Here is a 14,034-nt window from a genome sequence, read left to right on the forward strand (position 1 = left end):
CTAAGGATTAGACAATGACGACAGCCACTGAAAAGCCAAGCACTGTTCTGGATAGTGACAGACGTACCTCGAACCGCTTGTTGCCACCCAAGCGCAAGAAACTGCGTTCGAGCGCACTGCCGGTGTTCCTTGTCATGCCAGCAGTTGTGCTCATGGCCATCATCACTGTCGCCCCGGCAATTTACGCCTTCGTGCTCAGCTTCATGGGCAGGAAGGTGACCGGGGGACTTCTGGGCGGTGGCACCCAGGAGATCTTTGTCGGATTGAACAACTATGTAGCAGCGCTGACGGACTCGGAGTTTTGGGCCAGCATCACAAGGATGTTGACGGTCGCGGTGGTGGGAGTGCCAGCAACACTTATCCTCGCGACCGTCTTCGCCCTTTGTCTTGATGCGAAACGCGCGAGGCTGACAGGTTTTACTCGTATTGCGATTTTCATCCCCTACGCAGTTCCTGGCGTAGTGGCCTCTCTGCTGTGGGGATTCCTTTACATGCCAGCGACGAGCCCGATCGGCGGCGGCGTAATCGACTACTTCGGTTCGACGACGATCTTCTTTTCGGTAGCGAACATCGCCGTGTGGGGCGTGGTCGGATTCAACATGATCATCCTCTACACGGCCATTCGGGGACTCCCGGCCGAGCTGTACGACGCCGCCCAGCTTGACGGGGCATCCGAGCTGCAGATTGCACTGAAGATCAAGCTCCCCCTCATTCGACCAGCGCTGGTGATGTGTGGGCTGTTCTCTGTGCTGGGGGCGCTGCAGCTGTTCAACGAACCAACAACTCTCCGCCCCCTTGCCAATGCCATCACCTCAAGCTGGGTACCGCTGATGAAGGTCTACAGCGACGCATTCGTTACCAACAACATCTACCAGGGGGCGGCCTCCGCTCTTCTGCTCGTGGCCCTGACTGTTGGCGCGACCGTCGTCGTGAATGCGGTCGGCAGGCGCCTCGGAAAGGCAAACAAGTGAGCACTCTCCAATACTCTTCAGTTGGCGCTTCGAAGCGTATCAACCTCATTCCGACGCTGGTCCTGTTCGTAGGTGCGGCTTACTGCATCTTGCCGGTGCTGTGGATTCTCATCGCCTCGACCAAGTCGAAATCCGAACTTTTCAACACGGCCGCCTACCTGCCCTCCTTCAACGGAGGGCTGTGGGAAAATCTCACCGGCCTGTTCGCCTATCGTGACGGGATCTTTCTGCGGTGGGCAGGAAACTCGGTCATTTACGCCGTCGGCGGGGGGCTTCTCTCGACCGTGATCGCTGCCTCTGCCGGGTACGCGCTGGCGAAGTACAGCTTTCGAGGCAGCAAGCTCACCTTTCGCTTGATAGTGGCGGGTGTTCTACTGCCCTCCATCATGCTCGCGATCCCTCAGTACCTCCTGCTGGCTCAATTCGGCCTCACCAACAGCTACTTTTCAGTGCTGCTGCCACTCGTCGTGAGCCCGTTCGCGATCTACCTGTGCAAAATTTACGCCGAATCATCCGTTCCAGACGAGATCATGGAGGCTGCCCGCATCGACGGTGGCAGCGAGTTCCGCATTTTCGTCTCGGTGGGGCTGCGCATGATGACACCAGCGCTGGTAACGGTGTTCCTGCTGCAGTTCATCGGCATCTGGAACAATTTCCTGCTGCCGTTCATCATGCTCAGTGATGACAAGCTCTACCCCCTGACACTCGGTCTCTACGGGATGCTCCGCGTCAGCGGCGGACAAGCAGCGCTTTACTCCCTCGTAATTACCGGAGCGCTGGTATCAATTATCCCCGTAGTAGCCCTCTTCCTTTCCCTGCAGCGCTACTGGCGCATCGACATGCTCAGCGGTGGAGTCAAGAGCTAAGTGGCTCCGCGTCTTCGAAGGACTTGTCTTCGCCAACGCCCATGGACAGGCTCTCAACTCGGCAACGGCCCCTAGCCTAGCCTCCATGGGTGCTTTCCGAAACTGGAATGGGGGAGGCGTTCTCGGGTGGCTTGGCTTTGCCGCTGAGAACCCCCGCAAGCGCGACGGCGAGGATTCCGGCGAGTGGGACGACGAGGAGCCCGGCTCGCAGACCCGCAGTGTCGGCGATGAGCCCGACAATCGGCGGTGAAAGCAGGAAGCCAAGCCGCATCAGCCAGGAGACAAGGGTGACACCTGTGCCTGCTCGGAGGCCAGGAAGTTCGTCGGCTTCCTGCATGGCTGCGGGGACAAGAGTAGCTACGCCGAAGCCGGCGGCGGCAAAGCCAAGTACGGTTCCGGGGATCGAGGGTGCAATCAGGGCAGCACCCATTCCAACTGCTGCTATGAGTCCACCGGCGCGGGCGACACTTTGCTGTCCGAACCGATCGACCAGACGGTCTCCGATAAGCCGTCCAACGAATTGGGCTCCCACCAGAGCGATAAAGCCTGTCGCGGCGATTGCCGCGGGCGCCCCCAGCTCGCCGCCGAGATAGACGGCGGCCCAGGTTGAACCCGCATCTTCGACCAGCGTTCCTGCAATGGCGATGATGACCAGGGCAATAACCGTGATGGTGAGGCGTGGACTGAAGAGGCCGCGCAAGCGCACAGCTGGGGCCTTCTCCGTTGTGGCAGCCGCGAGAGTTGCGTCCTCATCTTTGCCTGGGAGGCAGTAGCGGAGCGCGATCAGGGCGACGGTGGCCAAGAGTGCGGCGGCAATGGAAAGGTGAATGGAGCGGGGAATGCCCAGCGCGATCGCGGCAGCAGCCATTGCGCCGCCGAGCACGGCTCCGATGGACCAGATCGCATGGAAAGAGTTAATGATCGACCGGCCGAAGCGGCGTTGAACACGCAATCCGTGGGTGTTCTGGGCGACATCGGTGATCGCATCCATCGCCCCAGCAAACAGGAGCGCTCCGACGAAGAGAGGGAGCGATGGCGCGAAGCCGGCGAGCACCGTGCCCAGCGCGGTGAGGATCGTGCCGACTACGGCGGCCCGGGCGGAGCCGAGCCTGCGGATCAGGGTCCCCGCCGCGAGCCCGGCCACAATGGCGCCAGCAGGGAACGCCGCAATGGCCAGGCCGTAAGCGGCATTGTCCAGAGCGAGATCGGCTTTGATGCCAGGGAAGCGGGGGATGATGTTTGCGAACAGGGCACCATTGGTCAGAAAGAGGGCGGCAACGGCGATGCGCGCGCGGCGGACTTCTGTGGTGGGCGGTGGAGAGTGCATTCGATTCATGGGTTGCCTTTCGAGAGGCTTTCGAGTGTGGCTATGGGGCTAGTTGTCAAAGTCGGGCCCGCAGGCGAGGCAAGGGTCGTAGCTTTGAGCGGCGCTCCTTGCTGGTAGGCAAGAAGTCGATGCCGCGCAGCAAAGTGAGGAGATCTTCGGCTGTGGTGAAGTGATGGGTCTGAATTCCTCGGGCTTGGGCTGCGCGCAGGTTCTCCTGGCGATCATCGATGAACAGTGTTTCCTCCGGCGTCCTTTCTGCTCGTGACAGTGCGACGGCGAAGATTTCCTCCGATGGTTTCGTCAACCGCAGCTGGGCGCTGAAGAGCAGCGTTGAGAAGGTTTGCTTCATTACCGCCCACTGGCCGATCTCCCTAGCGAGATCATTCGGCGCGTTCGACAACAGCGTCAAATGGGCACCCCTTCGATGTGCATCCCGCAGCGCATTAATCGTCGCGAAGTTCAGATGTGTCCAGCTCTCGAGGTCCCGCCGCCGGAGCTCCATGAGTTCGGATGCACGCACGGACCGGCCGATGACTTTTTCCCAATACTCATGAGCGGACTGGCCTCTGTCGTAGGGCTCACGGAAAGCCCAATACCGTTCCCGGAACACATCGACAGGGATGCAAACCAGATCGGCCATCTCCTTGACCGTGACCGCGGGCTGCGCCGCACTGATCACTTCCCCGAAGTCAACAAGCAGATGCTTCGTCACCACAATCAACCGCCTTTCCAAGCCGCACCATACGACAGAACATTCATGATACATGTATGAACGAACATTAGAAATGTGCGAAGTACGGTCGGGGGCATATTCTGTCGGACTCAGGGCGATGAGTGGGCTAACTTTTGTTAGCGCGTGCAGCAAGAATGCGCTGAATGTAAGGCATATTTCCGCAGAGACTTCAAATGAACATTTTCCGTGTATGTTTGGAGCATGAGTGGAAACACCAGGCATGAAGCCATCCTCGAAACACTTCAGTCGCGTGGCCGCGTGGAGGTCTCCGAAGTGGCGTCCGCGTTCTCGGTTTCCGAGGTCACGGTCCGCCGAGACCTCGACCAACTCGCCCGAGCCGGCATCCTTCGCCGCGTGCGCGGTGGAGCGGTGAGCGTGCGAATGCGCGGGGAAGGCCTGCCCTACGCTATGCGCCGGCTCGAGAACGCCACGGCGAAGGAGCGGATCGGTGCTGCAGCTGCCGCCCTGGTCGTCGATGGCGAGGCTGTGTGTGTAGACAGCGGAACCACGGCAACCGAGGTTGCCCGTCATCTGGCTACCCGCCGCCTGACGGTCATGCCATTCAGCGTCCAGGCATTGGAAGTCTTGGCCGGAAGCCCAAGCGCACGCGTTATTCTCCCCGGGGGTTCGGTGAATCCCGAAGAGGGTTCGATCGTGGGCCCCCTTGTTGAGCAGTCACTCCGCGGGCTCCGTTTCGACACGATCTTCCTCAGCTGCTGCGGTGCCTCGATTGACGACGGCGTCACGGCACACGACCTCGAGGATGCGGCCGCAAAACGTGCAATGATCGGCGCCGGACGCCGAATCGTGCTCATTGCTGAAGGTGCGAAGTTCACTCGATCGGCAATGTCCATAACGTGCAGCCTCCATGACATCGACGTCGTCGTTACCGACGAGACGGCCCCCGCTGAAGTGCTTGATGAACTCCGGGCCATGGGAGTCGAAGTCATCACCGTCTGACGCCGGTACTCGCTCATCTGGAGAATTCAATGAAGACCGTCTCACAGTGGTCCGACCACCACACTCATGGCAAATATTCAGGAGCCGCCCAATGACCAGGACATCACCAGTCGATGTGGTGACCGACGCCGCGAAAACCTCGGCCCTGCGGCTGGTGCTCGCACAGCCGCTCTACAAAGCAGCAACGCTGGCCTTATTCCTCTCAGGTCTGGGGATCTCCGCCGCCGCACCCCTCATTGCCTCGTTTCTGGTCACCGAGCTTGGCGCGTCGCTCCCTGTTGCCGGGCTCTACTACCTCACCAACCTCACGGCCCCGATTGCCGGATACGTTGTCGGATCGCGATCGGACCGAAGCGGGAAACGCCTTGGACTCTTCCGAATCTGCGCCATCGCCGGATTCGCTGGATGGATGGGCATCGCGTTCTCCACCGAACTGTGGATGCCCTTCGTTATCAGCTTCGTCGTGCTCGGGTTCGCCGGTGCTGCGACATCCCAGCTGTTCGCCGCGATTCATGACCAGCTCGCCGCGCGCCCCACTTCGGCCAACGACGGCGTCGTCGCGATCGTGCGGATGGCACTCACCGCCGGCTGGGTCATTGGTCCCGTACTCGGGTCCTTCCTTGCCGCCTATGCCGGCTTCCGCGCTATGTTCGTGGTGGTCGCCGTTGCGACGCTCGCGCAGATCATTCCCCTGGGAACTCTCCGTGGAACCCCACCGGCGTCTGCGCCTGAAATTTCGGCACTTCCCCCTGGGGCTCCGCCCTTCCGTGCCATGCTGCCGCTACTAGCCTTCACGGCACTGTACGTTTGCGTTTATGCGGGAGAGTCGGTGAAATATGCGTACCTCCCTCTCTACATGAACGAACAGTTACATCTCGCTCCTGCACTGAGCGGCGCGATCATTGGCATTCAGCCGCTCGTCGAACTTGCCCTTATGCCTCTTGCCGTGATCTTTGGCCGCCGCATCGGCATGACCCGGCTCATGGCTATCGCCGCAGCCTGCGGTGTGGCCGCGAACATTTGCTTCGCCACCACTGGCACTCCCGCCGGCCTTTTTGCCGGGCAAATCCTCATGGGCGCCGTCTGGGGTGTGTTCGCCGCACTCGGAATCATCGTTGCCCAGCGCCTCTTACCCGCCGCCGTAGCAACAGCATCCGCAATCTTTCTCAGTTCGACGGCGGTCAGCTCGGCGATTGGCGGACTTGCCGGTGGCCTAGGCGTCGCCGCAATAGGACTTCCCCTTGTCTTCATTATTCCCGCAGCCTTCGCCGCCATTGCCGTCATTGGTCTGCTCGTCATGGACCGTCGTGAGAAATCTCGCCAGTCCGTAGCCACGTCAGACTAGTTCCCATCTGCAGCGGCCCCGCCAACAAGGAAGGCGACACCTGCTGTTGCCACCAAAACATGCGGCTAGGGCGGCCAAGGAAAAAGAGTCACCCCGGAGCAAGCTGCCCGGCACCAGGCCCCGGGCGCCTGCCGAGATAACGTGTCAGGATCGCGAATCTTCACAGCTCGGCAATGACGATCTTCTTCATAGTGAGCATCCGCTGGTAAGCGCCGGGTCGTTGCACTAGCTCATCCATTTTTTGCGGGACGATTTGCCAGCTCACGCCAAAGCGATCGACGGACCAGCCGCATTGTTCGGCCTCCGGCACGGCAGAAAGCGCCTCCCACAATGTATCGATCTCAGCCTGGTCAGCGCAGTCGGACGACAACGAGAGACCCGGTGTGAACGTGAAGTCGTGGTCCGTGCCGCCATCCATGGCGGAAAACCACTGGCCGGCAAGCTTGAATTCGGCGAACATGAGGCCGCCGGTGTCTCCCGGTTGGGGCACCACCATTCCGGTGCCCGAATCGGGAAAAAGCCCGGTGTAAAGATCGATGGCCTGCTGGGCGTGGGCCACTGGGCCGGTGAATAACAATTGGGGAATCACCATTGCTCGCCGCTCACCGGCAGGGTTGGTCAGCATGAGCTGCCAGTTCACACCGAAGCGGTCTTCGACCCAGCCGTACAGTTTGCTGTGCGGGTACTCGCCCAATGCCATGCGAACCTCGCCACCGTCGGCGAAAGCATCCCAGATGCTATGGAGGCGGGTGCGCGCCTCATCCTCGCCGCCGTCGAAGAATAGTGGATCCATGTTCAGGATGAACGACAGCGCAGGTGTTGGGCTGAACTCGGTCCCGGCATTGATGAGGCGGATCTGGTATCCAGAAACACTCACATCCACGATGAGTGGTTGCCCGGCAAAATCACGTTGGAAGTCCGGCAAGTTATCGGCCGGATAAGACATTGTTACCTCGGCTGCCGTGTTCGGAAGTACTGCGGAGTAGAAATCTCCGACCTCCGCAGCGTTGCCTTGGCACCACACGTTGGGCACGATCCGTTGCATGTTTCCTCCTAATGAGATTCTTCAGCATGTCACGGACGCCCCGTCCCATCAATAGTTCTGGAAGCCGTAATGCGCAGGGAATAGGAACCCGAACCGGAAAGTTTCTGGGCGACGGCGCCCCCACGAAGCAGAACCGGTGGCGGTTGCTCCGCGAAGTCACCGAATAATCCAGCGGCCTTGGCCTTCACCACCTGGCTGCCGGTCATGACAGGGCCCTCGGAGAGCGCGAGCCGTGAGATTTGGCTACTTAGCGGGGTTTATCCCGCCATATCTCACGGCTCGCAAAAAAGGGAAGTTAGCCGCGGTCTTCGGTCATCAGCCGGGCTACGTGGAGGGTCAGATAGGTGGTTTCGTCCTCGGCCAGCGGCTCGCCGAGTCGAAGTTCCAGGACGCTTTGCAACCTGATGGCCGTTGCGTAGGCGTCAGGGTAGGAGTCTCTAATGGCGGTGCTCAACTTCCCGGCACCCTCATCCAGCTGTTTGCCAGAGGCGGCGCGCACAAAGAAATAGCGCAGGTGGGTGATGAACCGGGCCGCGTTGACGGTGTCGCGGTCAATGGGCCGTCCGGCTGCCTGTTCAATCACCTCAAAAAGCTGGGAAAAAACGCCCGTCATTTGATAGGTGAATGACAAGTCTCCGACGGCGAATCCGGCATTGACTAGGTGCATGGCGATCGAGACAGCTTCCCCGTCATCCAGCGGGGTGTCCAGGGAGGCGTTGACGTGCTCGAGCATGCGTTGGGCGGCCCGCAGCTCTGCCGGATAGAGGTGTGATACCTCGGCCCGGAGCGGGTACTCGAACTCGATGCCGTCGTGGAGGCGCTTGATGGCAAAGCTGAGGTGATCGGCGAGCGTTACGGCAAGCACGGTGCTGTTGGGAATGGCCAGCTCCGCCCGTCCCGCCTCGAGGGCGGCTTCAGCTAGGGCCAGATGCTCTGCAGGGATGGAGGCAATCATGGCGCCAAAGTTGTCCGGGTTGCGGCCGTCCTCCGGGACAAAGATGCGCACTATCTGCGACGGGTCCACCTTTTGGCCAGGTTTTGCCTGGAAGCCCAGGCCGCGCCCGGTGAGTATCACCTCGCGGCCGTTTCCGCCGGCTTCGCGGGCAAGGACAACGTTGTTGTTGAACACGCGCAGGATTTCCATGCCGTAACTTTCCCTGACTTGAATTGTGGAAGGGACGGGGCCTGTGCGGCCCCGCCCCTAGGTGCTAGCTTAGCGTTGCACCGTTGCTGGCGATGATGCCGGCGTACCAGTCAAACGACTTCTTCTTGTAGCGGTTCAGCGAGCCCGATCCGTCGTCGTTGCGGTCCACGTAGATGAACCCGTAACGCTTGCTCAGCTGTGCCGTGGAGGCGCTAACCACGTCAATGCAGCCCCAGGAGGTGTAACCCATGACCTCGACGCCGTCGGCAACGGCCTCGCGGGCCTGCACCAGGTGGTCGTTCATGTAGTCGATCCGGTAGTCATCTTCCACGGTGGGCACCCCGTCAACCTCAACCAGGACATCCTTGGCGCCGATGCCGTTCTCCACGATGAACAGCGGCTTCTGCCAGCGTTCCCAGTAGTCATTCATGACAACGCGAAGGCCCTGCGGGTCAATCTGCCAGCCCCACTCCGATGCCTGAAGCGTGGGGTTCGGCACGCCACCCATGATGTTGCCGGGACCCTTTTCCGCGGCCGGATCGGCCGTTTCGCAGACGCTCATGTAGTAGCTGAAGGACACAAAGTCCACCGTGTTCTTCAGGTCTTCGGTGTCCTGTGCGGTGATGTCCAGCTCGATCCCGTTGTCACGGAAGAAGCGCAACATATAGCCCGGGTAAGCGCCACGGCAGTGAATGTCACCAAAAGCGTAGCTTCCGTGGGCCGTGTCCATGGCCGCGACCACGTCGTCCGGGTGCGGTGTGAGTGGATACACCGGCAGCGCCAGGATCATGCAGCCCACCTGCGCGGCCGGCATGATTTCCCGGGCCAGCTTGGTGGCGCGTGCGGAGGCGACCAGCTCGTGGTGGATGGCCTGGTACAAATCGGTGTCCGTCAGTTCGGCCTTTGGCGTGGGAATGCCACCGGACATGAACGGCTCGTGAGTTACCGAGTTAATTTCGTTGAACGTCAGCCAGTACTTCACGCGGCTGCCGAAACGCTCAAACAAAACCTGGCAGTAGCGCTCATAGAAGCCGATCAGCGCCCGGTTGGTCCAACCCCCGTAGCTGCGCGCCAAGTTAAGTGGCGTCTCGTAGTGGCTGATGGTCACCATCGGCTCAATCCCGTGTTTTTCCAGCTCATCCAGAACTCGGCCGTAGAAGGCCAGACCCTCTTCGTTGGGCTCGGCGTCGTCGCCGTTGGGGAAGATGCGGCTCCACGCAATGGAGAAACGGTAGACCTTGAAGCCCATCTCGGCGAAGAGGGCGATGTCTTCTTCGTAGCGGTTGTAGAAGTCAATGGCCACCTGCTTGAGGTTGTCAGGCGTGGGGCCCTCAGTGGGCGCGGTGGTGATGCCCTTGGGCATGACGTCCTGGATGGATAGGCCCTTGCCGCCGGTGGCGTAGGCGCCTTCAATCTGGTTGGCGGCCGTGGCGCCGCCCCAGAGGAATCCCTGAGGGAACGGCCCGGTGGCTGGCTTGGTTACTGCGTTGCTCATGGTCTACGGTCCTTTTCGTTGCTTAGAGTTCGATATCCAGGGCGGGAACACCGAGGTCCAGGTGCCCCTCGCCAACAGGCACGACGGCGGTCAGGTTCTTGGTGTTGGTCACCACCATGATGGTCATGTCGCTGAAACCGGCCTCGCGGATCTTGTCCCGGTCGATGGTGGCCAGCAGATCCCCGGCCTCCACGCGCTGACCGCGCACCACCGCAGGGGTGAAGCCTTCGCCGTTCATTTGCACGGTGTCGATGCCGATGTGTACCAGGACCTCCACGCCGTCGTCGGTTTTCAGGCCATAGGCGTGCCCTGACTTCATGGCCACCTTTACAGTGCCCGAAATGGGGGAGTGGACCGTGTCCTGTTCGGGGATGATAGCCATCCCGGCGCCCATGGCACCGGAGGCGAAGACCTTGTCCGGCACTTCGGAAAGGGCGACGGCGGTGCCGGCCACGGGGGCGAGGACCACGGTGTTGCCAGTTGTCGTTGCGGTGGTGGCTTCCTTGGTGGGGGCGTCGGCAGAGCCAGCGGCAGCACCGGCGTCGACCGTGTCAGGGGTTTCGCGGGGGCCAAAGAAGAACGTCAGCAAGAAGCCGATGGCGATGGCCACGGCCGTGCCCAGCAGCAGGGTGACGAAGCTGCCGACGGCGGTAAAGGCCGGGAGGCCGATCAGGGACGGGAAGACGAAAGCACTGGCTGCACTACCGCCCATGGCTACGATGGCGCCGCCCACGGCTCCGCCGGCGATGCCGAAGTAGAACGGCTTCTTCAGGGGCAGGTTGACACCATAGATGCCCGGTTCGGTCACGCCGGCCAGGAATCCAGAGAACGCTGCCGGGGCGGCAACTTCGCGTCGCTTGGCGCTGTGGCTGCGCAGGGCAACGGCGAGCATGGCGGCGGACTGGGACAGAACGGCCGGCAACAGCGGTGCCATCATGACGGAGAAGCCAACGGTGGCAATGTCATTGAGCATGACCGGAATCAGGCCCCAATGCAGGCCGAAGACCACGAAGACCTGCCAGAAGCCACCCAGCAGGGCGCCCGCCAGCCACGGTGCGAAGGTGAACGTGGCTGTGATGCCGGAGGAAAGGCCATTGGCCAGGAAAATCGTCGCCGGGCCCACTGTCAGCAACGTCAGCGGAACCATGATGGCCATGGCCAGCAGCGGGGTCATGAAGTTGCGGATGGCCGATGGCAGCACCTTGAGCAGGAAGCGCTCCAAGTAACCCTGCAGCCAGACCGCGATGATGATCGGGATGACCGAGCTGGTGTAGTTCATGACGGAGAACGGAATGCCAGCGAAGTTCGCCTGGGTGCCGTTCAAAGCCACGATGGACGGGTAGACCAGCGCGCCGGCAATGGCCATGGCGGTGAACTGATTTGCCTTGAAGCGTTTGGCCGCCGTGATGGCCAGGAACAGCGGCAGGAAGTAGAACAGGGCGTCGGCGGAGGCATTCAGGACCACATAAGTGGAGTCCGCAGGTGCCAGCCAACCGAAGTTGGCGGCCAGGGTCAGGAACGCCTTGAACAATCCGGCGGCAGCCAGGGGCCACAGGATCGGCTGGAAGATGGCCGAAACCATCTGGATGAAACGGTTGAAAATGTTGCCCTTCTCGGGCGTTGCCTCCTCGGCGGCGTCGTCGCTGCCGAAACGGCTGATCTTGCCCAGTTCCGCGAACACTGTGGGGACGTCGTTGCCGATGACCACCTGGTACTGGCCTCCGGCCTTCATGACGGTGATAACACCGGGCAGCTTTTCGACGGCGGCGGTGTCGGCCTTCGCGTCGTCGCGCAGTTTCAACCGCAGCCTCGTTGCGCAGTGGGTGGCTGCTGCCACGTTGCCTTCTCCGCCAACACCCTCCAGGATGTCTGCGGCCAATGTTCGGTAATTCACGGAAACCATGGCAGTCCTTTCTGTCCGTTCCGTCTTTCGGGCACAAAAAAAGACCCAAGATATGCGTCTGGCGCACATCTCAGGTCTTGCCTCGTGACCGAGTAACAATCCTTACAGGCAGCATTGCCTGCGCGGCTTACGTTACCCGTGATTCGCGTCACCAGCAAATTGTGCCGGATTACACGCGAGGCCTCGGGCTGCTTAGATCAGCCCAAGATCCGCGAAGGCCGCAGCGATTCCCTCCTGGCTCGGCGGCAGGGCCGTGCGGTCAGCCAGGGCCACCAGCCCGGGGTGTGAGCCCTCAATCGCAACCCCAATTCCGGCGTAGGCGATCATCTCCAGGTCGTTTTCACCGTCACCGAATGCGATGGTGGCCGCCCGGTCAATGCCAAGGAACGCAATGGCAATACCGACGCCGTCGGCCTTGCTGATGCCGCGCTGGAACAGCTCGCCCGCGTGCGTGCCCTCGGCGGCAATCGAGTTGGCGACGACGGCGATGTCCGCACCAATTTCTGAGGCCAGCACGTCCATGGGGATCGGGGACTCGAAGACCGAGGCCTTGGCGAACGGGGGCAGCAATTCGCCGATGGGCTGCACCGAGCCCAGAATGGCGGAGGAACCCTTGGGCTGGCCATCCGCAGTTTTTTTGAAGTGACCCTCGATGATGGCGCGCAGACGATCCGTAGCTGCCGCGGGCACATGGAGCGCATCCTGGGCCTCAAGGATGTAGACGGCGTGGTGTGCGTCAAGGGCGGCCACCGTTCGGGCAGCCAGATCCGCCGGGAAACGCCTGTCCAGCAGCACTTCGCCAGCCACCTCCACATAGGCTCCGGCGCTGGCAACCAGGCCGTCAAAGCCTGCCTCCAGGATGTGTTCGGGGAGCATGGACACCGGCCGGCCGGTGCACAGCAGGACCTTGTGGCCGGCCGCGCGCGCCGCCTGGACTGCGCGCACATGGCCTTCGGGGACAATCCCGTAGTCGGCATATGTGCCATCAACATCAAGGAAAACGGCGTGGATGGTTTTTTCGGCTGTGGGAGTCTCGGCGTTCATGTTCAGGGAGTCTACCGGTGCCCCCGCACTCACCCTGGCCAGGGAGGAGGATCCCGGGAGCAGATTTGACGCAGGTCTCATGGATTCCGCACACTTGGAACCAAGGATATGTAACTGGTCACCCAGGCAGGATCCGATCATGAAGCGAACCCGCTGCATGTTCGGGTCCTTTTTTTGTTGGGCAAAAGTTGTGGTTTGGTACTTTACCCAAGGAGAAGAAATAAACAATGACGTCCTAGCTCCAGTGAAAATGCCGGCCGACGGTGTCGCCGAACTAGACGTTGGGGTCACGATCGTCCTCAAGGGCGAACCAGCGGAAGACGCCGCGCGGCCAGTATTCTCTCCCTCATGGGCCTCAGTGCGGCTTAACCCCGCCGCCTGGGTTTGAAACCCGGAATCGAGCCGTGAGATATGGCGACTTACCGGCTTCTAAGCCGCCATATCTCACAGGTGGCGACTGGTCGAAACTAGGATGAGTGAAAAGTCGCGGACGATCGGAGAAGGATCATGAAGAAGATCGGCCTATTGGGCGGGATGAGCTGGGAGAGCACTGCCCTGTACTACCAGCTCATCAACGAACGTATCAAGGAAGAATTGGGCGGCCTGCACTCCGCCCGCTGCGTGCTGGCATCGGTCGACTTCGCCGAAATCGAGCACATGCAGAGTGCCGGAGACTGGGACGGCGCGGCCAAACTGCTCTCCGCAGAGGCCCAGCTCCTTGAAGCTGCCGGGGCCGAACTTCTTGTGTTGTGCACCAACACCATGCACAAGGTGGCGGAGACCATCGAGGCCGCAGTGGGCATTGAGTTCTTGCACCTGGCCGACGTCACAGCGCAGGCAGTGATAAATGCTGGGGTGGACACCGTTGGCCTGTTGGGTACGCGTTTCACGACGGAAGAGAACTTCTACATTGACCGCCTGAAATCGCGCGGACTGCAAGTTTTGATTCCTTCCCCGGAAGACCGGGTGATCGTCAATCGAGTGATCTACGAGGAACTGGTGGTCGGTGTCATCCGGGACGAGTCCCGCCGTGAGTACCAGCGCATCATCAACGATCTCCAGGACAAGGCGGCACAGGGCGTCATTCTTGGCTGTACCGAGATTGAGCTGTTGATTGGTGCCGAGGATTCTGCGCTGCCCGTGTTCTCCACGACCAAACTCCACGCCGAGGCCGCGGTAGCCGCCGCGCTGGCGTAAACGG

Annotated in this window: 13 protein-coding genes; 5 read left to right on the top strand and 8 right to left on the bottom strand. The window is 61.2% G+C overall.

Annotated elements, in window-relative coordinates; translation table 11 throughout:
• The first annotated feature begins 14 nt into the window (after window positions 1–14).
• Window positions 15–971 (top strand): carbohydrate ABC transporter permease, encoded by a 957-nt coding sequence (locus tag CXQ94_RS08955; protein ID WP_104088779.1) that lies wholly within the window; start codon window positions 15–17, stop codon window positions 969–971.
• Window positions 968–1,837 carry a carbohydrate ABC transporter permease gene (locus tag CXQ94_RS08960; RefSeq protein ID WP_104088782.1) on the top strand — a complete coding sequence of 290 codons (870 nt, stop codon included), beginning with the start codon at window positions 968–970 and terminating at the stop codon, window positions 1,835–1,837. Before CXQ94_RS08955 ends, CXQ94_RS08960 begins: the two co-directional genes overlap by 4 nt.
• A 76-nt stretch (window positions 1,838–1,913) precedes the next feature.
• Here CXQ94_RS08960 and CXQ94_RS08965 read toward each other — a convergent pair whose 3' ends face one another.
• Both CXQ94_RS08965 and CXQ94_RS08970 read right to left on the bottom strand, forming a co-directional pair.
• Window positions 1,914–3,164 carry an MFS transporter gene (locus tag CXQ94_RS08965; protein ID WP_219817022.1) on the bottom strand — a complete coding sequence of 417 codons (1,251 nt, stop codon included), beginning with the start codon at window positions 3,162–3,164 and terminating at the stop codon, window positions 1,914–1,916.
• Window positions 3,165–3,219: 55 nt separating this feature from the next.
• Window positions 3,220–3,876 carry an HAD-IA family hydrolase gene (locus CXQ94_RS08970; RefSeq protein ID WP_181034143.1) on the bottom strand — a complete coding sequence of 219 codons (657 nt, stop codon included), beginning with the start codon at window positions 3,874–3,876 and terminating at the stop codon, window positions 3,220–3,222.
• Between the two features lie 222 nt (window positions 3,877–4,098).
• Here CXQ94_RS08970 and CXQ94_RS08975 point away from each other — a divergent pair, with 222 nt between their 5' ends.
• Window positions 4,099–4,857: a DeoR/GlpR family DNA-binding transcription regulator gene (locus CXQ94_RS08975; protein ID WP_104088787.1), complete on the top strand. Its 759-nt coding sequence runs from the start codon at window positions 4,099–4,101 to the stop codon at window positions 4,855–4,857.
• A gap of 91 nt (window positions 4,858–4,948) precedes the next feature.
• The gene (locus CXQ94_RS08980; RefSeq protein WP_104088790.1) at window positions 4,949–6,202 is read left to right on the top strand and encodes an MFS transporter; all 1,254 of its coding nucleotides are present in this window, start codon (window positions 4,949–4,951) and stop codon (window positions 6,200–6,202) included.
• Window positions 6,203–6,362: 160 nt separating this feature from the next.
• Here CXQ94_RS08980 and CXQ94_RS08985 read toward each other — a convergent pair whose 3' ends face one another.
• The 6 genes from CXQ94_RS08985 to CXQ94_RS09005 form a co-directional block, all read right to left on the bottom strand.
• Window positions 6,363–7,247 carry a VOC family protein gene (locus tag CXQ94_RS08985; RefSeq protein WP_104088793.1) on the bottom strand — a complete coding sequence of 295 codons (885 nt, stop codon included), beginning with the start codon at window positions 7,245–7,247 and terminating at the stop codon, window positions 6,363–6,365.
• 29 nt (window positions 7,248–7,276) lie between these two features.
• Window positions 7,277–7,453: a hypothetical protein gene (locus CXQ94_RS22570; RefSeq protein ID WP_181034144.1), complete on the bottom strand. Its 177-nt coding sequence runs from the start codon at window positions 7,451–7,453 to the stop codon at window positions 7,277–7,279.
• Between the two features lie 89 nt (window positions 7,454–7,542).
• Complete coding sequence (locus tag CXQ94_RS08990) at window positions 7,543–8,391, bottom strand: PRD domain-containing protein (protein WP_104088796.1); 849 nt, start codon at window positions 8,389–8,391, stop codon at window positions 7,543–7,545.
• Between the two features lie 64 nt (window positions 8,392–8,455).
• Entirely contained in the window at window positions 8,456–9,886 is a 1,431-nt protein-coding gene (locus CXQ94_RS08995) for a glycoside hydrolase family 1 protein (protein WP_104088799.1), read from the bottom strand.
• A 22-nt stretch (window positions 9,887–9,908) separates the two neighbouring features.
• A complete protein-coding gene (locus CXQ94_RS09000; protein WP_104088802.1) occupies window positions 9,909–11,789 on the bottom strand; it encodes a beta-glucoside-specific PTS transporter subunit IIABC in 1,881 nt (626 codons plus the stop codon).
• A 192-nt stretch (window positions 11,790–11,981) separates the two neighbouring features.
• Window positions 11,982–12,914: an HAD-IIB family hydrolase gene (locus tag CXQ94_RS09005; protein WP_258066903.1), complete on the bottom strand. Its 933-nt coding sequence runs from the start codon at window positions 12,912–12,914 to the stop codon at window positions 11,982–11,984.
• Between the two features lie 426 nt (window positions 12,915–13,340).
• Between CXQ94_RS09005 and CXQ94_RS09015 the strand changes: the two genes are divergently transcribed.
• Window positions 13,341–14,030 carry an aspartate/glutamate racemase family protein gene (locus CXQ94_RS09015; RefSeq protein WP_104088808.1) on the top strand — a complete coding sequence of 230 codons (690 nt, stop codon included), beginning with the start codon at window positions 13,341–13,343 and terminating at the stop codon, window positions 14,028–14,030.
• Window positions 14,031–14,034 lie beyond the last annotated feature (4 nt).

The organism is Arthrobacter sp. GMC3, assembly GCF_002929305.1.
Classification (GTDB): Bacteria; Actinomycetota; Actinomycetes; order Actinomycetales; family Micrococcaceae; genus Specibacter.